Source organism: Nonomuraea sp. SYSU D8015, from assembly GCF_008065375.1.
GTDB lineage: Bacteria > Actinomycetota > Actinomycetes > Streptosporangiales > Streptosporangiaceae > Nonomuraea.
On sequence record NZ_VJYI01000003.1, the window covers coordinates 22,176 to 47,321 of the forward strand.

The 25,146-nt window shown below is 72.2% G+C and carries 20 protein-coding genes; 10 read left to right on the plus strand and 10 right to left on the minus strand.

Going from position 1 to position 25,146, the window contains the following annotated elements; genetic code table 11:
- Position 1 precedes the first annotated feature (1 nt).
- Positions 2–454, plus strand: a complete 453-nt coding sequence (locus ID574_RS15575; RefSeq protein ID WP_223166843.1) for an RNA polymerase sigma factor — start codon at positions 2–4, stop codon at positions 452–454.
- The gene (locus tag ID574_RS15580; protein WP_188189620.1) at positions 451–1,401 is read left to right on the plus strand and encodes a hypothetical protein; all 951 of its coding nucleotides are present in this window, start codon (positions 451–453) and stop codon (positions 1,399–1,401) included. Before ID574_RS15575 ends, ID574_RS15580 begins: the two co-directional genes overlap by 4 nt.
- A gap of 104 nt (positions 1,402–1,505) precedes the next feature.
- Here ID574_RS15580 and ID574_RS15585 read toward each other — a convergent pair whose 3' ends face one another.
- A complete protein-coding gene (locus ID574_RS15585) occupies positions 1,506–4,559 on the minus strand; it encodes a tetratricopeptide repeat protein (protein WP_188189621.1) in 3,054 nt (1,017 codons plus the stop codon).
- 537 nt (positions 4,560–5,096) lie between these two features.
- On the opposite strand from ID574_RS15585, the gene ID574_RS15590 reads away from it, so the two are divergent.
- Complete coding sequence (locus tag ID574_RS15590; protein ID WP_188189622.1) at positions 5,097–6,122, plus strand: TolB-like translocation protein; 1,026 nt, start codon at positions 5,097–5,099, stop codon at positions 6,120–6,122.
- Here ID574_RS15590 and ID574_RS15595 read toward each other — a convergent pair.
- Positions 6,078–6,395, minus strand: coding sequence for a cytochrome P450 (locus tag ID574_RS15595; RefSeq protein ID WP_223166724.1), 318 nt, complete (start codon positions 6,393–6,395; stop codon positions 6,078–6,080). The genes ID574_RS15590 and ID574_RS15595 overlap by 45 nt on opposite strands.
- A 350-nt stretch (positions 6,396–6,745) precedes the next feature.
- Between ID574_RS15595 and ID574_RS15600 the strand changes: the two genes are divergently transcribed.
- On the plus strand, positions 6,746–7,564 hold the full coding sequence (locus tag ID574_RS15600; RefSeq protein ID WP_188189623.1) for an aminoglycoside phosphotransferase family protein: 819 nt from the start codon (positions 6,746–6,748) through the stop codon (positions 7,562–7,564).
- A 12-nt stretch (positions 7,565–7,576) separates the two neighbouring features.
- Here ID574_RS15600 and ID574_RS15605 read toward each other — a convergent pair whose 3' ends face one another.
- The gene (locus ID574_RS15605; RefSeq protein WP_188189624.1) at positions 7,577–8,353 is read right to left on the minus strand and encodes a hypothetical protein; all 777 of its coding nucleotides are present in this window, start codon (positions 8,351–8,353) and stop codon (positions 7,577–7,579) included.
- 429 nt (positions 8,354–8,782) lie between these two features.
- Positions 8,783–10,588, minus strand: a complete 1,806-nt coding sequence (locus tag ID574_RS15610; protein ID WP_223166725.1) for an AMP-binding protein — start codon at positions 10,586–10,588, stop codon at positions 8,783–8,785.
- 143 nt (positions 10,589–10,731) lie between these two features.
- Here ID574_RS15610 and ID574_RS15615 point away from each other — a divergent pair, with 143 nt between their 5' ends.
- From ID574_RS15615 to ID574_RS15635, 5 genes are read left to right on the plus strand one after another with little or no spacing between them, the layout of a single operon-like run.
- On the plus strand, positions 10,732–10,911 hold the full coding sequence (locus ID574_RS15615) for a hypothetical protein (RefSeq protein ID WP_188189626.1): 180 nt from the start codon (positions 10,732–10,734) through the stop codon (positions 10,909–10,911).
- Positions 10,912–10,918: 7 nt separating this feature from the next.
- Entirely contained in the window at positions 10,919–12,331 is a 1,413-nt protein-coding gene (locus tag ID574_RS15620) for an asparagine synthase-related protein (protein WP_188189627.1), read from the plus strand.
- Position 12,332: 1 nt separating this feature from the next.
- On the plus strand, positions 12,333–14,141 hold the full coding sequence (locus tag ID574_RS15625; protein ID WP_188189628.1) for a S9 family peptidase: 1,809 nt from the start codon (positions 12,333–12,335) through the stop codon (positions 14,139–14,141).
- Complete coding sequence (locus tag ID574_RS15630) at positions 14,138–15,571, plus strand: asparagine synthase-related protein (protein WP_188189629.1); 1,434 nt, start codon at positions 14,138–14,140, stop codon at positions 15,569–15,571. Before ID574_RS15625 ends, ID574_RS15630 begins: the two co-directional genes overlap by 4 nt.
- Entirely contained in the window at positions 15,568–16,938 is a 1,371-nt protein-coding gene (locus tag ID574_RS15635; RefSeq protein WP_188189630.1) for a hypothetical protein, read from the plus strand. Before ID574_RS15630 ends, ID574_RS15635 begins: the two co-directional genes overlap by 4 nt.
- Here ID574_RS15635 and ID574_RS15640 read toward each other — a convergent pair.
- Both ID574_RS15640 and ID574_RS15645 read right to left on the minus strand, forming a co-directional pair.
- The gene (locus ID574_RS15640) at positions 16,910–18,649 is read right to left on the minus strand and encodes a TfuA-like protein (RefSeq protein ID WP_188189631.1); all 1,740 of its coding nucleotides are present in this window, start codon (positions 18,647–18,649) and stop codon (positions 16,910–16,912) included. The genes ID574_RS15635 and ID574_RS15640 overlap by 29 nt on opposite strands.
- The gene (locus tag ID574_RS15645) at positions 18,637–19,767 is read right to left on the minus strand and encodes a YcaO-like family protein (protein ID WP_188189632.1); all 1,131 of its coding nucleotides are present in this window, start codon (positions 19,765–19,767) and stop codon (positions 18,637–18,639) included. The genes ID574_RS15640 and ID574_RS15645 overlap by 13 nt, the downstream gene beginning before the upstream one ends.
- Positions 19,768–20,039: 272 nt before the next feature.
- Here ID574_RS15645 and speB point away from each other — a divergent pair, with 272 nt between their 5' ends.
- A complete protein-coding gene (gene speB / locus ID574_RS15650; protein WP_188189633.1) occupies positions 20,040–20,885 on the plus strand; it encodes an agmatinase in 846 nt (281 codons plus the stop codon).
- 28 nt (positions 20,886–20,913) lie between these two features.
- On the opposite strand, the gene ID574_RS15655 is transcribed toward speB, so the two are convergent.
- The 4 genes from ID574_RS15655 to ID574_RS15670 are packed head-to-tail and all read right to left on the minus strand — an operon-like array spanning position 20,914 to position 25,145.
- Positions 20,914–22,704: an ABC transporter ATP-binding protein gene (locus ID574_RS15655; RefSeq protein ID WP_188189634.1), complete on the minus strand. Its 1,791-nt coding sequence runs from the start codon at positions 22,702–22,704 to the stop codon at positions 20,914–20,916.
- Positions 22,701–23,648, minus strand: coding sequence for a phytanoyl-CoA dioxygenase family protein (locus ID574_RS15660; RefSeq protein WP_188189635.1), 948 nt, complete (start codon positions 23,646–23,648; stop codon positions 22,701–22,703). Before ID574_RS15660 ends, ID574_RS15655 begins: the two co-directional genes overlap by 4 nt.
- Positions 23,649–23,679: 31 nt before the next feature.
- The gene (locus ID574_RS15665; RefSeq protein ID WP_188189636.1) at positions 23,680–24,252 is read right to left on the minus strand and encodes a GNAT family N-acetyltransferase; all 573 of its coding nucleotides are present in this window, start codon (positions 24,250–24,252) and stop codon (positions 23,680–23,682) included.
- Positions 24,249–25,145, minus strand: a complete 897-nt coding sequence (locus ID574_RS15670) for a phytanoyl-CoA dioxygenase family protein (protein ID WP_188189637.1) — start codon at positions 25,143–25,145, stop codon at positions 24,249–24,251. The genes ID574_RS15665 and ID574_RS15670 overlap by 4 nt, the downstream gene beginning before the upstream one ends.
- Position 25,146 lies beyond the last annotated feature (1 nt).

Here is a 25,146-nt window from a genome sequence, read left to right on the forward strand (position 1 = left end):
TATCGAGCAGCTCTATCGCGAGCACTGGCATCTGGTCTGCGGATATCTCATGCGCCGGACCCGTGACCCGCACCTCGCCGAAGATCTTGCTCAGGAGACGTTCGTCAAGGCCACCCGCGCGATGCTCGGCTGGCGCGGCGAGTCCCCAGCCGCGTGGCTGCTCGCCATCGCCCGCAACGTCCTCCTCGACCACGCACGGCGCAGCCGGATCTCCCTCCCGCTGCCCTCGCCCGACGCTCTGGGCATCCCCGAGCTCACCCAGGACGCCGTCGCGGTCCACGACGTGCTGGACCGCATGCCGGAGCGGCAGCGACAGCTGCTCACGCTCGTCTACTTCGACGGGTTCTCCCTGGCTGAGGTGGCCGCGATGACCAGCCGCTCCGTCTCGTCGGTCAAAACCGCCCTGTGGCGTGCCCGCGCGGCCTTCGCCGAAGGCTATGGAGGACACCGATGACCGAACAGGAAGACATCCCCCCGATCCCGGATTTCGATCCAGGCAGGACGAGACGAGCCGTACGGCGGGGTGTGCTGCGCACCGCCCTCACCGCCACCGTGATATTGCTCGTCACCGTGCTGCTGCTCAACCTGGGAGCCCAGTGGATTCAGCGGCGCGGCGACCGGGACGACCGCATGCTGAACGTGCTCGGCACGGCCCTGCAGGTCGCCAACCCCGGCTACTGGACCGACGTCATGAGATGCTGCGACACCACCGCGTTCTCACTCTCCTTCACCGTGCGGCTCACCCCGCTCCGGGCCGGGGGATACTCCTCCTCGAACCAGTTCTCCGGCGGCGCCGTCTTCACCGTCAGTCAGAGCCAGTTCGGGCGGGTCGAATGGCCGCCTCCGGGTTTCATCAAGGAGACGCCCCTGTTCACGGCGCTCGACTCGGTCGGCACGGATGCCCCTCCGAGCAAGGCGGACACCAAGAGGATCCTGGGCCGGCTGCCCGAGTCGATGTACGCCCTGGCGGTAGTCGATTTTGCCAAGCCGTTGGGAGAGAGCGAGTTCTCGGCATTCGTCCAGCGGCACGCAAATGTTCCACCGGAGACGGCGATCTACGACGGGCGGACCGGCGGGACCCCGATCAGCTGGCGCTTGGACACCCCGCTGCCCGACGCGCCAGAAGGCGACGCCCCGGAGCTCGCCTCCGGCGAACTACCCCGGAACGGGCTGGCCGGGTTCCGTCGCTGGGTCGGAGGCCTACGCGACCATGACGCAGTCAACCTGGAGAAATTCGGACTCGGTCTGAAGCTGCTGCGCAAGTCGGCCGACGACGGCCTGGCGTACGCCTACATCACCCAGCACGCCCGCGTCGGCGACCTCCGCGCCTTGATCGACGACCCCCAGGTCCGCGCGATCAGAATGGCCGACGTCGCGTACGATCTCACCGGTCTGAACTGATCGCGGCCGTCTGGAACGCCTGGGCGCTCGGGGGTGGCGGTGACGTGCCACCGGCGCATCCGCAGGTTGTCCGTACAGACCCGGACAGCCCTGCCGGTGGCCCGTCACTCCATCAGCAGTGCGAGCAGGTGCTTCAGCCTGCGGAACTGCGGAAACTCCTCGCCGTCTTCCTCGGCCTTCTCCAGGATGTCCCTGGCGGCGGCGATGCAAGCGGGCTTCGCCGAGTCGTAGTCCGGCTCCCGGCGAGCCCGCGCCTGCACCCTTTCCATCTCCTCCTCCGGCCCCACGAGCGCGTATTCGCGGGCCAGTTCCAGCAGTTCGGCGGCGGCGCCCTCGCGTCCCGAGATGATCCGCTGTTCTCTCCGGAGGAGGTCCGCGCGCATGACCTCCGTCAGATACTCGGGCCCTTCCGACAACGCGATCGCGCACATCACCTCGAGGGAGCTCGGCAGCCCCAGGTGATAGAGCCGGAATGCCCAGTCGAAGTCGGAGTCCTCGTCATCGGGCCGCCCGCCGTCGAACTGGGCCGCACGCCTGAGGCCGCGAGCCCAGTTGCTTTCCGGCTCGAGGCGGAGGACCTGGTCGAGATCCGTCAGCACCGCCTGGTAGCGGCCGGCCGCGCGGTGAAGCAGAGCCCGGGACGCCAGGGCCACGACGTCGTCCGGATTCTCTGAGATCGCCTGGTCCAGGGCTTGGAGCTCCTTCGCGCGCAGTTCCTCGTCCCCGGCGATCTTCCAGAGATTCGCCCAGCCGTCCAGGGCCTCGACGAACTCCTCGGGGTCCTCGCCCGCGAGAGACCACGTACCCATCACCAGGTGATGCGCGAACAGCGAGAACATTTCAGCGGGACTGAGGAGCAGCAGAGACAGCTGGTCGCGCAGCTCCACGACATCGTCGCGGTCAGGGTCCAGTTCGACCGCCCTGTCGAAGTCCGCCAGCGCCTCCTCGTAGCGGTGCAGGTCGGAGTAGGCAAGGCCGCGGGAGACCAGGGCACGCACATGGCCCGGATCCGACCCGAGGACGTGGTCGAAATCAGATATCGCTTCGTCGTGCATCTCCATCGACAGATAACCCTGACCGCGCGCCACGTACACCCCCGCAATGTCGTAGCCGAGTTCGATGGCCTTGGTCAGATCCGCGCACGCCTCCTCGTCGCGCCGCAGCATCGAGTAGGTGAAACCGCGGTTCTGAAGGGCGAAGCCGTTGTCCGGGTCGAGCTCGATCGCCAGGTCCAGATCGCCCAGCGCGTCCTCGTAGCGATCGAGATAGAAGTAGACATCGCCTCGCTCGGTGTACGCCCTGCTGCTGGCGGGGTCGAGAACGACCGCTCGGTCGAGGTCGGTCAGCGCCTCCGCATAGCGGCCCATGGCTTTCAGCACGGCGCCCCGCAGCACGATGAGATCGACGTCGTCACGTTTGCGGGTGATCGCTTTATCCAGATCGGAGAGCGCCTCCTCGTAGCGATCCAGGTAGTACAGGGCCTTGCCGCGAAGGGAATGCGCATTCCCCTGCTCCGGGTCGAGTTCGATCGCTCGGTTCAGGTCCGCGAGCGCTTCCTCGTAGCTTCCCAGGGTCAGGTGGACGTCACCGCGGACCGTGAAGGCGAACGCATTCGCGGAGTCGAGTTCGATGGCCTTGGTGAGATCCGCCAGGGCTTCCTCAGGGCGTCCCATCGCGTCCAAGAGGGCGCCGCGCCCGGCGTAACTCCAAAATCGGTCCGGATCCAACGCGATCGCCTGGGTGTAGTCCTCCACCGCCTCCTCGTCGCGGGTCTCCCACGAGATACCTCCGCGATCTTCGTAGGCGTCGGCGTTGTCAGGGGCGACCTCGATGGCGCGGGTCAGATCCGCCAGCGCCTCCTCAGTGCGGTCCAGCTGATCGTAGAGGCGGCCGCGCCCGCGATATCCCTCACCGTCGTACGGGACGCGCGCGATGTAGTGGTCGTAATCGGCCATGGCCTCGTCGTGGCGGCCCAGGTCAGCGTAGAGGTCAGCCCGGTACCGGTATGACAGGTCGAAGCCGGGGTCGAGTTCGATGGCGCGGGTCAGATCCGCGATCGCCTCCCCATGACTTTCGATGACGCGGAAGGCGAGAGAGCGTTCGACATGTGCCATGACATGTTCGGGATCGAGTTCGATCACACGGGTCAAATCCGCGATCGCCTCCGGGAGCCTGCCGATCCCGCCATAAGCCCGCGACCGTTCAAGGTGCGCCCAGCCGTATTCCGGGTCGAGCCTGATCGCCCTGGTGAGGTCGGCCAGCGCCTCCTCCATGCGCCCCAGATACCTGTTGACGCGGCCGCGCTGCGCCATGGCGGACACATACTCGGGATCCAGTTCGAGAGCGCGGTCGAAGTCGGACAGCGCCGGCTCGTACCGCTCCGCGACAACGTGAAGCCTGCCTCTTTCGTAGTACGTCGTTTCTACGTCGCCGCCGAGCTCGATGGCGCGGGTAAGATCCGCGAGCGCCTCCTCGTCCCGGTCCAGCAGCCAGTAGGCCAAACCGCGATAGTGCAGGGTGAAGGTGTCTTCACCGCCGAGTTCGAGCGCCTTGTCCAGATCCGCGAGCGCGTCCTCGTAATCGTCCATCCAATAGTGAACGGCCCCTCGCTCGGCATAGGCCTTCCAGTGACCGGGATCGATTTCGACCGCGCGGTCGAAATCGGCCAATGCCTCTGGGTGACTCTCCATGTGGCGGCGGATCTGACCGCGCTTCCAGTACCCGTCCGCGTCGTCCGGGCAGCGCGCGACGAACTGGTCCAGGTCGCTCAGCGCCTCGCCGTAGCGTCCCAGCGCTTCATATATGCAGCCTCGGTGCCAAGGCACATACTCGTTGCCGGAGTCGAACTCGATCGCGCGGCCCAGGATCTCCAGCGCCTCCTCGAAACGCTCGGCGTCGGAGGCGATCAGAGCCCGTTCGACACTCACCCAGCCGAGTCCGGGGTCGAGCTCGATGGCGCGATCCAGGTCCGCCAGCGCCTCCCCCTCGCGTCCCAAAGCCCTGTACGCCTGACCGCGTGAGCCCCAGGCGTACGCGTAATCGGGAGCGAGCTCGATGGCACGCGTGAAATGCTCGATCGCCTCGGCGTACCGCCCTTCCAGGCGGTGGGCCTCCCCTTGCTCCGCCAGCGCTTCCGGCCCCATCTCTTGCGAAAACATCACACCACCCCGTCGTCTGAAACGATCGCCCCCACAGAATCGTCCCCGACACGGTTCCGAACCAGGAGTACGCCGGGCCAGCGATCTCTTTCGCGTGGTGATGTCAGCCCTCCCGAGAACGTCCGCCTAGCGATCAGGTCGGTGGGCATCGCGGCCCGGCGGGATGCCGTCCGCAGCAATGGGCTGTCATGCCGGGATGACTGTCGCCTGAAGATGCCGCGGCTCCATCGGCTGCGGGAGACAGAAGCCACCGGCGTGGCGGAGGACGACAGGTGAATCAGGCGGAGAGTGTGCAGCGGGACCAGTTCGAGTCTGTCGGCGTCGGGGCCGGCCTGGCCGGTTGGAGATCCGGCGCAAGCGGCGCTCACCGGCGCGGCGGCGATGCCGGCCACGAGTCCTCCCGCTGAGGGGTGGCCGAGCGCTTGAGACATGCCGCCGGCCGCGGGGCCGGACACGAGCGAGCCGGCCGTCGCGGTGTTGGCGAACAACGCGGTGGCCCGTCCCGGGGCGGCCGGCAGCAGGTCCGATGAGCAGGGCATGAGCGGTCTTGTCAGGAACGGGGCGGTGCCGTATCTCTCTGGGAACGACGCACAGTTCGAATCGGGTTCACCAAGCGGCTATCAGGGAGCGGCGATGCGGCTCGCGCGACGATTGAGCGCTGTTTCGGTTGCGGCGACCCTGATGCTGGGGCTGGGGCCTCCGGTGGAGGCGGCGGCGGCGAAGAAGGACTTCGTCCGCCATGCCGACGACAGTTGCCGCAACAGGAGGGGCGAGTACTACGTGTGCGCGCCGTGGCGGCTGTACCTGAGAAGCGGCAGGGTGATCCGCCTGACAGAGGCCAGGGTGTTCACCGGGTCGGGGGTCAAGAGCCGGGCCCCGTTCGCCCTCTCACCGCACGGCAGCACGGCGGCCTACTTCCGGCTGAAGGACAACGCTCTGGTCGTCCGCGACGTCACCACCGGCAAGGTGCGTGTCGTGCCCGGAATCACCTGGTCTGCCACGCGCCGATTCATGATTGACATTTCCCCTGGCGGGCGTTTCATCATCCTGGATCGCGGCTATCCGCAGCCGTACCAGATCCTGGATTCGGTCTCCGGCAGGGTGCACACGCTGCCCGCCGGGCAGATCCCGGTGAGCTTCAGCCCGGACAACGAATACCTGCTCACCCGTCAGCAGGAGGTCGCCACGGTGTATTCGACTGAGACCTGGGCGGTGGTACGGGTCCGGCAGGGCGCTCAGGGCGGCGCGCTGCATATGGACGGAACGACGGTCGCCTATATCGATCGCAGCAACCGACAGACCCACTACATCCGATTTCTCAACCTGGCCACGGGCGGAACGGCCGGATCCCCGATAAAGCTCCCGCCTGGCGAGTTCGGCGGCCAGCTGTACTGGGACCGCGCGAATCACCTCGACGTGCTGGCCACGGTGACGGCCGCATCCCGGGGAGACCGCACCACCTGGCGCTGGCGAAGGGCGAACGACGCCATGCGCGTGCTCGATACCTTCGTGGAACGCTCACTCGATGAGATCGATGTCATCGCCGGGCTGTGGTACCTCTGACGGCGCCCGGCACCACGAGGGCCTCGGCTGTCGGAGGATGCGGACGGGGAGGGTGCGGGGGCCGCGCACCTGGCCGGCAGACCAGGTCACCGCCGCCGGGTCCGCCAGGGCGAAGGCCGGGATGCGCTCCAGCCAGACCTCCAGGGCGACCCGGAGCTCCATACGGGCCAGCTGCGAGCCCGCGCAACGGTGGATGCCGAGGCCGAATGGGGCGTAGACGCGCAGGAGCTCCTCCATCGCGGCCGGCAGCAGCCCCGGCTCGGCCATCGACATGGGAGAAGTCGGTCGCCCAGTCCGAGACTGGACCGGTCACGACCTCGCTGGCCGTGCCCAGCAGCCGGTTCTTCCGCGCCTCTCCGATGCCTTGGCCGAAGCGGTCGTCCACGGTCATCACGCAGCTCCCTCTTGACGTCGGTCCCGGGCCCATGCGTGATACGTCCAGAGGTTCCCGTCGGATGACCTGCTCGTCATCAGGAACGCCTGCCGCAGGCGGTCCCCGAGTCCCGAGGCACTCTGCGCCTGCCGAAACCTCATCCATGCGCTGCTGATGGTCGAGAACGCACGGTTGCTCGGTGGCATTGAGTGGCGTGCGTCACGGGCAAGGGACAGAAGGGGCGAAGCGAGTGGCCGACCGATACAGCACCCACCACCTCCAGATCGGTGACGACGTCGTGATCAAGCACTACGCGTCATGGGACCGAGGAGAGCCCCATCGGGAATGGGCGGCGCTGACGCTTCTCGCCGAGCATGCGCCCGATCTTGCGCCCATCCCCCTGGAAGCCGCGCTCGACGCTTCCCCGCCCATGATCGTGATGAGCAGGCTTCCCGGCCATGTCCTGCGTGGCCGGCACGCCACCGACGAACAGGTCAGGGCGGTGGCCACTGCTCTGAACCAGCTCCATCAAATCCCCACCCGGGTGGTGGAGACGGTGGCGCCGGCGCCGTGGGGACCCGCCGTAGCCGTAGACAAGGTCCGTAACCTCTCCGCCAAGCGGCCGGACCTCGGCGAGGATCCCCGCGTGCGGCAGGCATACCGGGAGGGAGCCGCCTGGCTCGCGTCCAGCGACCCCGACAAACTGGTGACGAACCCTCATCCGCCCGTCCTCGGTCTCACGGACGGCAACCATGCGAACCTGCTGTGGGATGGCCGCTCGCGTCGCGTGCGGCTCGTCGACTGGGAAGACTCCGGCCTCAGCGATCGAGCTTTCGAGCTGGGCGAGATCATCGAACACATCTCCCACATCGACGGCGGCCTGGACGGCGAGCACCTGCTGGACCACGTTGGCCTCGCCCCGGGAGAGGCCGGGCGGGTGCTGGGTTTCCGCAGGCTGGTCGCGCTGTGCTGGTTCCTCCAGCTCGGCCCTGATGGGGCGGCGAGGCCGCACAATCCGGCGGGCACCCTGGAACGCCTGGGCGAGCGGGTTCTGCAGCTCCTGGGCTGACGCCGTGTCGGTCTAGCCGTGACGGGGGAACCGGGCGAGGTAGTCGGCGCTGACCTTCCGCAGTTCGCGCACGCAGACCATCAACTCCTCCTTGGTCAACGCACTGGAGTCCACCTCGATCCAGCTGTCCCCCCGCTTGGCGGACAGCGTCTTCCTGCCGTGCGAGAACGAGGCCAGCCAGGTGTCGGCGGCCAGTCGTTCGCATGGCGGCTCATTCCCCGAGCAGATCATGGGCGGGCTTTCGCCGCCGCGCAGCACGCGGACGAAGACATCGGGCTCCTCATCGGGCTCCTCGGCGTAGGCGAGTTCGAGGAAGATCTCGGGCAGGACGGAGGCGCGGACAAGCGTGCGTCCGGGGACGGTCGCCGGCATTACCAGGGGAAAGCCCGACGTGGCGAAGATCTGAGCGTCCGCGGCCTTCTCCCGCTGCTTCGTCACGATCACCGTCAGGAGCACGAGCAGCGCCATCGCGCCCGCCACGATGAGACGCGTCTTCCGGCTGACGTCCCCCGACCACCAGCCCACGATCGCATAGCTCGCCATGGAGAGCACGGCGAACGCGGCGTAGGAGAACGCCAGCGGCAGCTCCGCGCCCCAGGGCAGCACCAGGAGAGCCGCGTTGCCGAACGCGGCGAGCAGGAACGGAGACAACAGCCCGACCCGCACCCACTGCGGGTGGGGGAAGCGGGCGAGCAACGCGAGCGCGAGGCCGAGTGGCCAGATCGACACGAACGCCACTGCCCAGATCACGGCGCCTTCGAGTTCCAGCCCTCCATCATCAGTCCTCACCAGGCCCACGGGGTAGCCGAGGGTCAGACCCACGACCAAGCCGACGGCTGTGCCACGTAATGCGTCGTTGGCCATAACTCAGCCTGCCACTCGTCATCAGCGTCGCCCAGCCCGGTCGACATGCTGGGATGAGACTCCTGGGGTGGCGGCCTCCACATGACCACCGCCGGCGGATGGTCCCTCGACGTCGTCACGCCCGACTGGCCCGGCGAAAGCATCCTGCTGTCCAAGGGAGGGCGATCCCTGCCGAGACGAAGCCGGATCAACCTGGTGGCACACTCACCCTCTTCGCCACCTGACGTCCCCTGCACAGCTCTGGTAGTGATCTTGCAACGTTGCTGAGCCGGAGCGAAGGGGCGGCGGGAGACGAGGCGGGGTGGCGCGGTTCGCCAGGCGGAGGATGTCCGCCCCGCTCCCGGGCTGCCTCCGTCATCTGCGGGCGGCGGGCTCTCCCTCGGACGCCCGGCCGCGCAGGGCGGCGGACAGGTCGCAGATCCGGGGATGGCGCAGGACCAACGCGGGCTCGACGCCCCTGCCGGTACGGCGTTCCAGGTCGGCGGCGAGCCGGACGGCCAGGAGCGAGTGCCCGCCGAGCCGGAAGAAGTCGCTGTCGCGCCGGACCGGCTCCCCGGCGAAGGCGTCGCGGAAGGCGGCGAGGACCGCCCGATCCATCTCGTCCTCAGTGGTCTGCTCCTCCTCAGCGGTCTGCGCCGGCTCGGGCTCGCCTCTCAGGACGTAGTCGTCGGCCAGCTGCCGTTTGCGGACCTTGCCGTTGGGCGTGAGCGGGAGTTCCGGCACCACCATGACGTCCACCGGCACGTGGCCCCGCGGCAGCCGCCGCACGCAGTGCTCGCGCAGGTCCGAGGGTGTGGCGGGGGCCATCAGGACGACCGCGGCGGCCACCGCGCGGCCGAGGGCGGCGTGCGGGACGCCGAACACCGCCACGTCCGCGACGGCCGGGTGGGTGCGCAGGGCGGCCTCGACCGTCGCCGAGGCGATGTTGAGCCCGCCGGAGACGATGACGTCGTCGGCCCGCTCCACGAAGTAGATCAGGCCGTCGTCGCCGAGCCGGCACAGGTCGCCGGTCGCGATCCAGCCGTCCGCGAGGTACCGCGTGCCGGTCGCGGCCGGCTCGGCGGGGGTCAGGTAGCCCAGCGCCGGGCCGGTGTGGCGCAGCCAGAGCTCCCCTGTCTGTCCTGGGGCGACGTCCCGGCCCGCGTCGTCCACCAGGCGCGCACCGGGGCCCAGCGCGCCGAGGGCCGGCGGACGGCCGGGCAGGCAGCGGTGCTGCAGCCCGCCGCCGCCTTCCGCCACCGTGTAGACGTTGAAGATCTCCGCCTCCGGGAAGACCTCGGCCAGGCCGTCCACGGTGGGCTGGTCGAGGGGGGCCGAGGAGGAGACCACCGAACGCACCCGGGCCGGCGCGCGGCCCTCCCGGCGCAGCGCCGCCACCGCCAGGCGCGCCGTGGTCGGCACCAGGCTGAGCGCGGTGACTCGGTGCTCCTCGATCAGGTGGGCCAGCCTTTCCGGCTGCCCCAGCACCACGTGGACGCCGTTGAGCAGACAGCTCCGCAGCACCGACTGCGCCGCGTTGGTGCCGACGGCCACGGAGGTGAACAGGGCGTTGTCCTGCGGGGGCGGGACGTCGTCGCCGTCGTCCCAGTCGTCGGTGAGCGAGGCGTGGGTGCTCAGCACGGCCTTGGCCGCTCCGGTGGTGCCTGAGGTGAGGACGACCGCGGCGGGATCCGACTCGGCGATCTTCACCTCCGGCACCGCCGCCGCGCGGGTGAAAGCGGTCAGGTCGCCGGCGTGCGCCAGCCAGCCGCCGAAGGGGATCTCGCCGCCCTGCCGGCCACCGAAGGCGATCTCGCCGCCCTGCCGACCGCCGAGGACCAGGCCGGCAGCCTCCACCCGGGTGGCCATGGTCAGCAGGTGGACCGCTGGGACGGGGGCGCGTACCGGCACGGCCACCCCGCCCGCCGCCAGCACGCCCATGAAGCAGGTGACGAACGACAGCCAGTCGTCGTCCTCGAAGGCGAGCACCACCCGCGCGCCCGGCCGCACCCCGCGGGCGGCCAGCCCCGCCGCGGCCCGCCGCGCGCCCTCGTGCCAGCTCAGATAGTCAAGTGTGCTCACCCCGTCGACGGTGAACGCCGGCGCCGCCGGATGGGCGGCCGCCCGTCGGGCGAGAACGTCATGCAGTAACCCCGGCAACAGCGGTCCCTCCCCGTGCACGGCGTACAGAGCAACCTTCTCACCATACGCACCCGCCCGTCGCCGTGATCAGCCCCCTCAATGCCGATAAATGTTCATCGTTGACGCTATTACCGCCATTTCTAAGAATCGTGCCGGATATTCGCACCCAAAGGAGGTACGAAATGGGGCACAGCGACCTGCCTCGCGACAGCTGCGGTGGCGTTCGCCGGTGCGGGGGCAATCTCCTCGTCGCCAACGCCGTACAGCCGAACGAGTCGGCGATCCGCCGTAACGTCCGGGCCGTGTCCGAATTCTGGGCCACGTTCCGGGCGTCCAGGAAGATGCTGAACAAGAAGCGGTAATCACTCCTTGCGATCAGAACTCCGCTCGTTTGGAGGGGTTTCGGACGTCCTGTCCGAGCCCCTCTACACGCGCACGGAGGACGGCGCGCTCGACCGCGATCCGCTGCGCCTGCTCACGCCCCCCAGAAGGTTCTCGCTGGAGCGGCTCGCGCTGCTCCTGGACGGGCTGCCGTTCGAGGCAGAGTTCCCGCCCGAGTGCCCTTGGGAGGGCGTCGTACGGCACCGCCCGCCCCTCGACCTGCCCCCTCTCGGCTCCTCCGACGCCTCGGCCCTCGGCGAGGAGTTCGCCGCGGCCGTCTCCCGGTGCCTGGGCGACGCCGAGTCGGCCGTGGTCCTGCTGTCGGGTGGCATGGACTCGTGGGCCGTCTTCGTCCATGCCTGGCGGCAGGCCCAGCGGGAGGGCCGGCGGCTGAGTGCGGTCGTGTGGAACCTCCGCGACCAGTTCGGCAAGGCCACCGCCGCCCTCGTCCACCGGCAGCTGCGCGCCCTGGACATCTCCTGCGACCTGCACGTGCTGCCCGCCGAGTGGCAGGCGCTGCCCGAACCGGCCTGGTCGCCGCTCGGGCCCCGGCACGACTACTACACGCGCCTGCACCAGGCCACCGTCGACCACGCCGCCTCGATCGGGGCCGGCGTGCTGCTCAGCGGCCAGGGCGGCGACGAGGTGCTCGGCGCCTGGAACCACCTGTCCGCCTCGCTGGTCCGCGGGCGCAGATGGCACGACCTGCGCCGCTATCTCGCGGCGTTCGGCCGGGGCGACTCGCTGGTGGAGGTGGCGGGCGAAGCGGCCGCGATCGCGGCGCGGCGGCTGCCCGCGCACCTGTCCTTCCAGCTCTACGTGGCGACCGCGCTGCGCGAGGTGGTCAACAGCGGACGCCCCTCGGTGCTCAGCGACGTCTACCGGGAGTCCGTCGGGGACTGGACGCAGCGCTGGCTGGCCGACCGGTTCACCTCCTTCCAGGAGGCGGGCGGCGACTGGGCGACGGCCAGCCTGCGTGACTCGATCTTCCCCTGGGCGTACGACGCGCATCCGCTCGGGGCGCCGATCCGGCAGCGCTCGCCGTTCGTCGACGAGCCGTTCGTCCGCTACGCCTTCGGGCTGCCGCCGGCCTCCCGGTTCCGGGCCGAGGGCCCGTACCCGTACCAGTGGTACAAGGCGCTGCACCTGCGGCTGCTGCCCGCGGAGCTGCGTCCGTGGCTGCCCGGCTACAAGCAGAGCTACTCCGACGCCTTCCGCCGGTACGTGTTCGACGTGCTGCCCGAGGGGCCGCTGCTGATCGGGGAACTGGGGCTGATCCGGCCCATGGACCGGCTCGACCTGGAGCGGATCCATCCGCGGCTGCCCATCGTGGTGCGCAACGTGGAGCGGTGGGTGGCCGGTGCGCTGGAAGCCGGCGCCGAGCCGACGGCCGCGCGCTAGCATGCGCGGGGCGGCACGCAGGTGGTTCGGCGCCGAACCGGCCGTCCACCTCGCCCTCTCCCCCGACGGGCGGGCGGTGAGCTGGCAGCGCGAGCGGGAGCCTGGTCTGCTCGTCTGGCGGCACGGGAGCGGCACGCGCCGGGTCCCGCTCGGCCGTGGGCAGGTGACGGACCACGCCTGGTGGCCCGGGGGTGGCGCCCTGATCGCGGTCGTGTCCGGCCGGGTGATCGCGTACGAGGAGGCGACCGGGCGGAGGACCGACCTCACCCCGGAGGGGCTCGACGGGATCCACATCGTGGACCGCGACCAGCCGCGGCTGCGGACCCTGCTGCTGGGCGGCACCGGCGCGGACGGGCGGCCGGCCTGGTACGTCCTGGCCTCCCCCGATGGTCCGGCCCGCCCGGTGGCGGCGGCCACGGCGGCCGGCCGCCTGTTCAGCGACGCCCGCGACCGGCCGGTCGCGGCCACCGCCCGCGCCGGTGACGGTTCCCTCGTGGTGTACGCGCCGGCCGACGGGACGGACGCCTGGCGTGAGGTGTGGCGCTCGGGCCCGCCCGGCTCCCTGGTCACCCACCCGGTCGACGTCACGGCGGACGGCCACGGCCTCTACCTGTCCGCCCCCTGCCGCGGCGGCTTCCTCGGGCTGCGCCTGCTGGACCTGCGCTCCGGCGCGGTGCGCACCGTGCTCGAAGACGGCGAGCACGACCTGGACGTCATCCTGCACCCAGCGACGCGGACCCCGCAGCTCGCGCTGGTGTCGGCCTCCCGCCAGCGCCTCCGCGCCCTCGACCCCGAGCTGACCGAGGACCTGGCCGCCCTGGCCGCCCGCCACCCGGGCGAGCTGGAGCTGGTGGGTCTGACCCGCGACAACGCGGCCTGGCTCGTACGCCTCGACAACGGCGAGTCCCTCCCCCGCCACCTGCTCTGGGACCGCGCCACGGGCACCACCCGCCGCCTCACGCCCAAGCCGGGCCTCCTCGCCTCCCTGACCGCCCGGATCGCCCCCGCGGACCGGCGCCTCGCGTCCACCGTCGCCGTGGCCGTTCCCGCGCGCGACGGGCTCGTGCTCGACGGCTACCTCGTCACGCCGCCCGGCCTCGCGCCGCCGTACCCGACCGTGCTGCTGGTGCACGGCGGGCCGTGGTCGCGTGACACCTGGGGCCTGTCCCCGCAGGCGCAGTGGCTGGCCGAGCTCGGCTACGCGTCCCTGCGGGTCAACTTCCGCGGCTCGGAGGGGTACGGCACCCGCTTCCTGGACCTCGGCCGTGCCGAGTGGGGCGGCAGGATGCACGACGACCTGGAGGACGCGGTGCGCTGGGCGGTCGCCGAAGGGCACGCCGACCCGGACCGGCTGGCCGTCATGGGGCAGTCGTACGGCGGGTACGCCGCGCTCATGGCCGCGACCGCCAGGCCGAAGGCGTTCGCGCTGGCCGTGGCCGTCTGCGCCCCCACCGACCTGGTGGCGTTCCTGCGGCACGTGCAGCGGTCGTCGCACCACGAGCGGGCGCACTTCCTGTACCGCGTCGGCGACCCGGACACCGACGCCGACCGGCTCCGCGACCGCTCGCCCCTCACCCACGCCGCGGCCTGCCACACACCGGTGCTGCTCGTGCACGGCCGCGACGACCCCCTGGTCCCCTGGACGCACGCCACCACCATGGCCGCCGCCCTCGCCGAGCATCGCCACCCGCACCACTGCCTGGTGTTCTCCGGCGAGGGCCACGGCATCACCCGCCCCGCCAACCGGATCCGGCTCGCCCGGGTGGTGGGGCGGCAGCTCGCGTTCCACCTCGCAGAGAGGCGCACATGACCGCCCCCCAGACCCCCATCGGCGTGCAACAGCACGTTCCCGTCCCGGACGGCGTCGACGCGCCGTCCTTCCGCTACACCGCCGCCCCCGACCGGCTCGCCCCGTTCAGGACCGGTCCCGTCTACCGGGAGAGCGGCACAGGACGGCCCGCGAGCCCGCCTGCCGCAGGCGGCGTCTACTCCCTCGCCGCGCTGGCCACCTGGTTCACGTGGCCCGCGCTGAGCACCGACCTGTTCCCCGCGGCGCCGTGGACGGGGCTGGAGCGCGTCAGATACGCGCCGCCCCGGCCCCGCGGCCACGCCCGCCCCGGCGAGCTGCGCGACCGCCTCGAAGCCGCGGTCGAGCGGGCGATCGGCGACCGGGGACACGTGGCCGTCGCCACCTCGGGCGGCCTCGACTCCGCCGCCCTGCTCGCCGTCACCGCCCGCGTCTGCCGCCGCACCGACCGGCGGCTCCTGGCCGTCACCATGGACATCCCGGACGACCGGGGCCGCCGCCCCAAGACGGTCGTGGACAGGCTGCTGGAGTTCCTGGGGCTGCGCTGCCCCCATCTGCGGGTCGACCCGGCCCCCCGGCGCTGGCCGGAGCCGCAGTGGTGCGAGCACGGGCCCCGCTTCGACGGCTTCCCCCGGCTGCACCGCGGGATGGCCGAGCTCGCGGCCGAGGCCGGAGCGGAGGTCCTGCTCCACGGCAGCGGCGCCGACCAGCTGCTGGAGGTCCCCGGCTACCTGGCCGCGCGGCTGCTCGGCCAGGGCGAGCTCGGCAACCTGTCCGCGTACCTCAAGGACGCCTCGGCGGGCGGCGGGCCCGCGCTGCGGGAGCTGACGGCGGTGCTGGCCGGGCGGCTGAACCGCCGGATCTCCTCCGCGCTCTACTGGCCGACCGCGTGGCCGAGCCGGGTGCGGGAACACGGTTCGCCCCTGCTGACCGACGAGGTGCACGAGCAGGCGCGCGCGTGGGAGGAGGACTACCGGCGGGAGGCGGCGCGGGTGGCCGCCGGGACTGGCGCGTCATGGGCGGAGGCGCTGATGATCCACCGGACCTTCCCGTACGACGTCGTGGTGCCCGCCACCGAGCTGCCCGAGGCGGCGCCGTACTACGATCCGGCCTTCGCCGAGTACGCCTTCCACCTGCCGCTGACCGTCCGGTACTCGGCGGCGTACGACAACGAGTATCTGCGCAGGAAACGGCTGGTCGCCGACCTGCTCCCGGAGGGGGTCGGGGACGTCCTGCCGCCGTACCGGCAGCGCGGCTCGCAGTCGTACGCCCGCTATTGGCGGCTGACGCGGGTCGAGCCCTCGCGGGCCGTGGAGCTGGGGCTGCTGCGGCCGGACTGGCGCAGGCAGTGCCGGGACACCTTCGAGGTGGCCACGGCGAGCGCGGTGGAGCTGTGGCTGCGCGGCGCCGAGGCCCGCGGGGCGACGGCATGATCCGGCCCGTCCCGCACGCCGCCGGGCGGCTCCCCGTGAGCGCGCCGGGGACGGTCGACGCGGCCGCGCTGGCGTTGTACCTGTCCCGCCCGTCGCTGGCGCTGGGCGTGTACCCCGCGGCTCCCTGGAAGGATTCGGCCCCGCCGGACGGGAACGGGCGCGCCGCGCTCCATCCGCAGGGCGCGGCCGGGAGCGGCGCGGCCGACCCACGCGAGATGAGGGAGCGGCTGGAGAAAGCCGTGCGACGGGCGATCGGGGCGCATCGGACCGTGGCCGTCCTGCATGACGGCGGCCTGGGTGCGTCGGCGCTGCTGGTGGCGGCGGACGCGGCGGGGCGGGCGGCGGGCGCTGAGGTGACCGTCGTGGTGGCCGACCACCCGGACCCGCACGGCGCGAGTGCGGCCGTCCCGACGCAGCAGTTCATGGCGCTCCTCGGTGGCCGCCACCGCTTCCTCCTGGCCGAGGACGATCGGCTGCCCGGCTGGGGCGGCCACCACACGCCTCTGGACGCCGGCCCGATTCCCGGCGACGCGTGGAATCCCGTCGCGCCCGACCTCGGGCGGACATCGCTGGTGCGGGCGGCCGAGGCCAGGGCCGCGCAGCTCGGGGCCACGGTGCTGCTCACGCCGGACGGCTGCGACGAACTCCTCCAGGCCGGCCCCCCGCCGCTGCCCACCGGGCCCGCGGGGTGGGCGGCCGCCAGGCGGCAGGTGGCCGATCGGTGGCGGGCGGAGGGGGTGGCCGCGACGCTCGCGGACGCCATCGCCGTGCTGGGCCGGGGGCCGGCGGCGCGCCGGGCGCGGGCCCGCCTGCACGTGGCTCTGGCGCCGTTCGCGGCGGCGATGGGCAAGGCGCCCGGTGCACTGGCCCCCGCGCTGCGCCCGCACGTGGAGGCGTGGACGGCGGACTGGATCCGCGGGCTGGTGGAGTGCCTGGCCGCGGACTCCGACCCGGTGCGCGCGTACGTGCTGGCCCGCATGATGCGCTTCTCCGGGCCGTTGCCCGCCGAGGTCGCAGCCGCCGCGCCGGTGCCGCGCACGGCACCGTTCCTCGATCCGGAGTTCACCGCATGGGCGCTCCGGCTGCCCGCGGCCGCCCGCTACGACGCCCGCCTGCCCACGCCCGAGCTGCGGCGTCATGGGCTGATCGTCTCGCTGGTGCCTCGGGCCGCCCGCGACGCGCTCCGCACAGCGCCGCCTCTCCCCCAGCTCCCGGACGCGGGCGAGTTCGCGCTCTGCCGGGAGCTCGGGCTGCTGGCCGGGGACGGCGTGCCGGTGGAGGCGGCGGCGCTGGAGCGGCTGGCGGTGCTGGAGAGGTGGCTGGCGGGGGTCGCGCGGGTCAGTGGCCCACGCCGAAGCGGCGGTTGAACGCCTCGCTGACCGGGCTGACGAAGCGGCGCCGCACGGCCCCGCCCACGGCGGCCCGCAACCGCATGGCCGGCGAGTGCCAGGTGCCCCCGGCCGTGGGCCGCCAGAAGAACGTCACCGACGAGGTGGTCCCCGGCCCCTCCACCAAATGCCCCCAGTAAAGGGGTATGTAAAGGGCCTCACCCGCGCGTACGGTGCACCGCAGCGGCCTGGCACGCCGCAATGGCGAGCCCGGCCCGTCGGGCACGGCGGAGAAATCAATCCGGCTGAAGTTGTACCGGTACGAATACCAGGGGTGGAAATTCAGGTACCGGTGGTCCTGAGGCGGATACAGCAGCACGTCCTTGGCCCCGCTCACCTGACACAGCAGGGCCTGCTCGTTGCTGTGGTAATGCAGCGCGGTCACCGTGTCACGCCCCAGGAACAACGCCAGGCCCAGTTCCGGCGCCCCGGCCAGGCAGCCGGGCACCGACAGGTCGTCCGCCAGCTCCGGCAGCAGGTCCAGGAGCGGCACCTGGGCGAGGTAGCAGCGTTCCGCCTCCCCTGGCGAGGTGAGGATGTCGAGGTAGCGGTCCATGCGCAGCGGCGTCTGCACCCAGCCGCCGTAGTAGGAGCCTGAGGGGTAGAACTCGACGGGCACCCGCGTCCCGCCGACCTTCTCGCGCAGGTAGGAGGGGTTCCAGCGGTCGAGCGCGGGCCAGCCGTCCAGGGCGCCCTCGATGAGGAACGGCCGGCGTCCGCGTTCGAGCTCGCGCACGCCGGCGAAGTCGGAGACATGGCGTCGCGGCACCTCGGCCGCGCGAAGCGCCGTCCCGGCGGACCTGGGCGGCACGCCCTCCTCCGGCCTGTCGCTGACCACCGGGCTGCCGTCACCGTTCACTGCCCCGGACTCCTCTCGTCCCCGGCCGCGGGTCGCGGACCGTCCTCCCTCACTGCCGGCCTCCTCCCGCGGCGGGTCGCCGACGACGAGCTGTCGCCAGTTCTCCGTCTGCTCGAACGGCCGGAGCGGCGTCGCGGGCGCGTCCCCGCCGGCCTCGAGCCAGCGTCGCATCTCGGTCAGCAACCGCTCGGCGTCCAGCGCCTTCTGGTCCACCGCGCCCGCGGACAGCCACGTACGCAGCCGGGCGAGCTGTCCTGCGGCCCCGGGACCGGCGAGGACGTCGCCGTCGAGCAGCGCGGCCCAATCCCGATGGGGGTAGTGCAGGCCCTTGGCCCGGGTCGTCAGCGCCGCCGCGAGGTCCTCGCCGATCACCGACTCCCGCACGGCCGCCGCAAGCGTCGCCCTGATGTTGACCATGGGCTCCGACAGCGGCCTGTACCCGCCCTGCGCCGGGGCGTGCACGACCGCCACCTCGTCGTCGTCGGTCAGCAGGCCGAGGCGGTACTGCTCGGCCACCTCCCCCACGGGGATCATGCCGAACGCGGCCAGTTCGGCGGCCCGCAGCGCGCCCATGCTGGAGGCCCCGTACACCCTGATGCCGAGTGAGAGGGCGTACAGGATCTCCTTGTGCCAGACGGCGGGGACACGCTCGAAGTAGCCGTCCACGATCCCGATGGCCGGAGGACGCTCGCGGGCCGCGCGGTAGACGCTGCCCAGCTCGGCGGGCGGCCGGTAGTCGGCGGGCAGGATGCGCGCGGCCTGCTCGACCGGCAGCGTGGGCCCCAGGAACACCACCGGCGGGCGCGAGGCGGGCGCGCTCACTCTTCCCATGGCCGCCACCGCAGTCCCGGTACGACCGCCTTGACCACCGGCAGGCCCAGGCCCTCGATCGTCAGGTCGACGACGGCGGCCGAGGTCGCGCCCGTGGCCGCCAGCCGGGCCACCAGCCACTCCAGGTCCTCGTTGATCGTCGGGTGGTCGACGTCGGGCGCCTGCGCGTAGTCGCGCGCGGGCCGGCCGCTCAGCCCGTCGGCGACGGCGCGCCGCTGCTCCGGGTCGAAGTACCAGCTCTGCCGGTCGCGGCCGATGTCGTCGCGGGATCCGACGATCACGGTGGCCCTGGCCTGCGCCGCCTCGGTGAGCGCGCGCGACAGCGCGATGGCGCGGCGGGGGTGGCAGCCGGAGCCCTGGGTCTGGGGCAGCGGGTGGTACCAGGGCGTGTCGGTCTCCACCGCCAGGCAGTTGAAGACGGGCACGCCGACCTGCGAGGTCAGGTCCCAGACCAGGACGTGGATCCCGGCCCGGCGGAAGCGGTCGAGCAGGTCCAGGCAGCCGGCGTCGGCGATCGACTCGGGCCTCACCAGCCGTTCCGGGGCGAGCAGGTCGCCGGCGTCCTGGGCGGCGACGATGGCGTCGCGCTCGACGAGTTCGCACAGGGCGTGGACGGCGGCCTCGATGAGGCTGTTGCCGGAGGCCAGGCCGTTGGAGCCGTTCTGCACGGCGTGGTCGCCGGGCGCGATCGGCACCCGCCAGTCGCAGTGGACCGCCTCGTACGGCACCCATACCGGCGCGGCCGCGATCAGGTCCCAGCCGCGGGTCCAGCGCATGGCCCGGTCGGGGGTGTATTCGCTGCAGGGGCACCGGACCAGCGTCATGGGGTCGAGCACGGCCTCGCCGCCGGCCGACAGCGCGCGGTAGGTGTCGTAGCGGAGCGGGAGGTGGTGGGTCTCGGCGTGCCAGAGTTCGAGCGACTCCATGATCGCCGACACCCGTGCGGCGTCGGCGTTGACGCCCTTGCCCTGCGAGACGGTCAGGCTGCGCGAGGCGGGGCGGATCGCGCACCAGACGGGGATCCCGATGCGGTCCATGCCGGTGACGTTCGCCACCCGGGTGATGCCGGCCGTGGCCATCGTCGGTGACACGCGGTCGAGCGTCGCGGCCGGGCTCACCGCCCGATCGGTGCCGTCGCGGTACGCCTTGCGGATCGGCCGCGCCCATTCCCCGGCCCAGCGGCCGGATATTTCCCCAAATATCGAACGAGAGATGAGAATTCCCCTTATGGCCACGTCCGACGGACGGTGTCGTGCGCGCGATCTTTGACCTATGCTGCCCACCGATAACCAAAGAGACAAGTGCGCGATTGGGGACATGAGTGCCCGCTCGAACGTTTCATGACATTCCCGCGTCAAATGATGGCCGGTTCCAAGGGCGTCCGAGCGACGTGGTCGTCCTGGGCGTGCCGATCGACTCCGGCACCGGCGGGCGGCCGGGCGCGCGCTTCGGCCCCGAGGCCATCCGCGGGGCCTCCGCCCTCATCGCCGGCAACCTCTACCACGTCGGGCTCGAGACCGAGATCTTCGAGTACCTGCGCATCGTCGACGTGGGCGACGTGCCCGTCACCCCCGGCCAGCACGAGCGCAACCTGGACGCCGCCGAGAAGTGGGTGCGCGAGCTCATGTCCGTGACCGAGCGGGTGGTCGTGCTCGGCGGCGACCACTCGGTGCTGCTGCCGGTGCTGAGGGCCGTGGCGGACGCCCACGGGCCGGTCAGCTTCGTCCACTGGGACGCCCATGCCGACACCTGGGACGGCGGCCCCGAACACCTGCTCACCCACGCCACGGCCGTCCGGCGGGTGATCGAGGAGGGGCTGACCAACCAGGTGTTCCAGATCGGGCTGCGCGGCTACGGCCCGTCCAGGGAGACCTTCGCCTGGGCCGCGGAGAACGGCGTCGAGCACTGGACCATGATGGACGTGGAGGAGACCGGCCTGAGGGACATCGTCCAGCAGGTGATCTCCACGGCCACGGGCAAGGTCTACCTCTCCATCGACATCGACGTGCTCGACCCCTCGTACGCGCCCGGCACCGGCACCCCCGAGCCCGGCGGTCTGACCAGCAGGGAACTGCTGGCGGGCATCCGCGACCTGGTCCGCAACACCGACGTCGTCGGCATGGACGTCGTGGAGGTCGCGCCGCCCTACGACCACGCCGACGTCACCGCGCTGGTGGCCAACCGCTGCGTGCTGGAATTCCTGGCCGCCACGGCCCAGCGCAAGGCCGCCGGCTAGCGGCCCGGAAAGGTCACAGGCAGCCTGGTCACGGGGCCGAGCGGGCGGCGTACTCGGCGCACAGCCGGGCGTAGCTGCCGCCCCGCGCGATCAGCTCCTCGTGGGAGCCGTGCTCCACCAGGGCCCCGTCCTCCAGCACGAGCACCCGGTCGGCGGTCTGGGCCGTCTCCAGCCGATGGGTGATCAGCAGCACGGTCCGCCGCCCGCGCTCGGCCCGCAGCCGCTGGATCAAGGCAGCCTCGGCCTGCACGTCGAGCGCCGCCGTGGGCTCGTCCAGCACCCACACGGGCGCGTCGCGGTAGAGCACCCTGGCCAGCGCCAGCCGCTGCCACTGCCCGCCGGACAGGTCGCGGGCCCCGGGGAACATCCGGCCGACCGGGCTGTCGACGCCGTGCGGCAGCCGTTCGACGAGCCCGTCCAGGCCGCCGGCCCGCAGCGCGAAGGCGAGCCGGTCGCGGTCCAGCGGCAGGTCCGCCCGGCCGAGCCGGACCGACTCGGCCACGGTGAACTCGTAGCGCCCGTACTCCTGGTAGAGCACGCCGATCAGCTCCCGCAGGCGCGCCGGGTCGAGCTCCGCCAGGTCGCTCCCGTCGACCAGGATCCGCCCGCGGACCGGGTCGAGCAGCCCGAGCAGCAGCTTGACGAGCGTCGACTTGCCCGCCCCGTTGCGCCCCACGAGCACGGCGAACTCCCCGGGCAGCAGCGTGAACGACACCTCGCGCAGCACCGGAGGGCCGCCGCCGTAGGCGTACCCGACGTCCTGGAACTCGACCCTGGGGACCCGGCCGGGAGGCGCGGGCAGGGCCGCGGAGGGCCGCTGCGCGGGCGGCGCCCCGTACGCCAGCGCGACGAAGTCGGTGAGGTAGGCGGCGTGCTCCTCGATGTCCACCACGATCGTGAACAGGTCCACCGTGCTGTTGACCAGCGTGCTGAAGGCGGTGAACACCAGGAACAGCTCGGCCGCGGTCAGCGCGCCCGACGACGCCTGGCCGGCGGCGAGGTAGTAGGCCACCACCAGGCACACGGCGCTCAGCACGCCCGCGACCAGCCCGCGGCCGACGTTGTGCCGGCCGGCCGCGACGACGGCCCGCAGCGCGCGGCGGCTGACGTCGTCGTGCATGCGCGTGAACGGCGTGGCCAGGCCGTAGCTGCGCACGTCCTTGGCCAGGTCGTGGCGGACGAGCAGTTCGGTGAGGTAGTCGCGGCGGCGTTCCAGCTCGGTGGTGCCCCGTCGCGCGAGGTAGACGGCCCTGGCCTCCAGCCGCCGCTGGACGAGCAGCGGCACGCCGGCCAGCAGGGCGAGCCCGATGAGCCGCAGGTCGAGGACGGCCAGCACGCCTACCATGCCGGCCAGCGAGACGATCTGGCCGCAGAACTCGATGAGGATCCCGGCGATGGCCGCCGGCCGCCAGGTGACGCCGTCGTGGGCCCGCGCGACGGAGTCGTACCAGGCGGGGTCGTCGAAGCGGCTCAGCGGGGCGAAGCCGGTGACCCGCAGCAGGCGCTGCTCGGCGGTGATGCCGACCAGCTCGGTCAGCTCCTCGCGGCGCACCGACAGCAGCGCCGCGAGCGCGACCCGCAGCGCGGTCAGCCCGCCCAGCACCAGGATCCACGTCGTCGCCCGGCCGTCCTGGCCGCGCGTGAACGCCTCGACGATCTCCCGCACGATGAGCAGGAGGGCGGCGGGCAGCGTGGACACGGCCGTGGACAGCAGCAGCACCAGCGCCAGCAGCCGGGGTGAGGCTTCGAAGCAGAGCCGGATCGCCACCCTGGCAGCGCCGGCCCCGCCCCCGGTCTTGGGCCGGCGGGTCGAGGTCACGTGCGGCCGGGCTCCACGTCGAGCAGCCGCGAGGCCGGGCGCGGAAGGAGCTCGTGCCAGCTCTCCTGCCGTTCGGGCAGGAGGAAGTCCACCTGCCGCACCCGCAGCGGGACCCGCAGCCAGCGCCTCTGCGCCCAGCCCGCGGCCAGCTCGTCCCAGCCGGGCACCCGGGGATAGTGATGCGGGCGCAGCGAGGCGAAGCAGACCGGCTCGCGGGCGGACTGGTAGCGGTACTCCACGGCGCCGCGCAGGTACGGCGACAGGTTCTCCTCGACCTCCCGCGTCGCCAGCGCGTGCACCACGACCACGTCGCCGGGCCCGAGGTCGGGGGCCCGCCACCACTCGCCGTCGCCGGGCTCGACCACGGCCTGCACCCCGCCCGTGTCCAGCACGGTCAGCGGGCGCACCCCCGGCACCGAGCGCTCCCGCAGCACGCGGAGCGTGCCGCCGTCGGCGGGGAACGCAGTGAACGGCGCCCATGCGGTCAGCACGTCCGGGGTGCCCTGGACGTAGGTGTGCTCCTGGTGGGGCGGGATCCAGAAGCCGGGATGAACCAGGCTGACCTGGCGCCGGGTGTGGTTCAGCAGGTGCTTGCCGAGGATGGCCTTCATCACCTGGACGAGCTGCGGCGCGTGCGACAGTTCGTGCATCAGCTCCACCCGCTGCAGGTCCTCGTACATGCGCCACCAACGGGGGCTGCCGTCGCGGCGGTTGGCGGCCGGACGCGGCTCGGCGTCGGAGGCGTCGCCGTCGAGCCAGTCGTGGCGGCGCAGCACCTCGGTGAAGCGGGCGCGCAGCTCGGTCAGGCGTGACTGCGGCAGCAGGCCTCTGAACAGCAGCATGCCGTCCTCGCGCAGGCGCCTCCGCAGCGCGTCCGGGTCGCCGGCGATCGGGGTGGAGTCCTCGGCGACCACGGTGACGCCGTCGTTCTGCAGGCTCATCATGCTCCCTGGCGTGTCGCGGATGGGTGGGCGATCACTCGTAGTGGTTGAACACCACCGCGTCCTGCAGCCACGCGCCGCGTGTCCGCCAGAACGCCATGCCGTCCTTCCAGTCGGGGTTGACCTCGGCGCGGAACATGCGCGCCCGCCGCCGCCTGAACTCCGCGATCGCGCCCTCCACCAGGGCCGAGCCGATGCCGCGGCGCCGGTCCTCCGGGCGGACGTACAGCTCGCGGATGGAGCCGATGCGGAAGTCGTTGACGGACTGGGTGTGGATCTCCCCGGTGAGGAACCCGGCCAGCTCGTGCCCGGTGTCGGCCACCAGGCAGAACGACAGCTCGTCGGTGAGCGCGGCGCGCAGCAGGTCGCGGGTGCCGTCGAGAGGGTCGCGGGTGAACGCCTCCACCTCCGTCACCTCCGGCCTGGCGGGCACCGCCACGCCCGGCCCCCACCGGTCGTAGGAGAGCAGGGGCACGTGCTCTCCGGCGTTCGACCCCCACAGCACGAGCACCTCTTCGATGTCCCGCTCGGTGATCAGGCGGACGTCGGGCGACAAGCGGCCTCCCTGGGAGAGCGGGCGGGACGGGGACGACAGCGGGCCGGTCATCGGGCCTCCCCTTCGGACAGGGCGCCGACCGGATGGCCGACGTACTCGGCTGCCACCTCGACGGGCAGCTCCTCCACGGCGTCGCGCACATCGGCCTCCAGGAGCACCGACGGCTCGGCGCGCAGCCACGGGGCGGCCAGCAGCAGCCACAACATCGGGCGGGCGGTGCCGGAGGTGTTCCGGGTGCCCCGGTGCCACAGGCGCACGTCGCGTACCAGCACCTCTCCTGGCCGCATCGCGACGCGCTCGGGCGGCCGGGAGTGGCGCCGTTCCTCCAGGAGGTCCTCGCGCACACAGAGGGAGCCCGGCCGGTAGACGTCCTGGGAGGCGAGCTGGTGCGTGCCCGGCCAGACCTCGATGCTGCCGTTGTGCTCGCCGGTGTCGACCAGCGCGATGTTGACGGCCAGCATGAACGGCGGATGGCCGCCCTGCGGCCACAGCGGCTCCCAGTCGGCGTGGACCGGTTGCGGGCTGGAGCCGGGGAGCACGGTGTGCCCGTGGTAGCTGATCACGCGCGGCCCGGGGAGCGCTCCGCCGCACAGGGCGAGCACGGCCGGGTGGCCGAGGAAGGCCGCCACGTGCCCCTCGCCTCCGCCGGGCGGGCGGTGGCGCATGTGGCCGTCGTCGTAGGCCATGAGGGCGTCGTGGTGCGCCACCAGCAGGGGGACCTCCGCGAGCATCCGCTCGCCGACCTCGCGGGCCCGGCCGGCCAGGCCGGTGCCGGTGAGCAGCACCGCGCCGTCTGCGGCCAGGGCCTGGCCCGCCGCGTCCAGCCACGTGTCCTGGGGGGCTGAGACGTCGAACGATCGGACGGACGGTGCGTGCGGGGCGACGGCCATGTGACCTCCGGCTCCGGAGACGGGCAGGATGGTATCAACGGGCTGGTCGGGCATG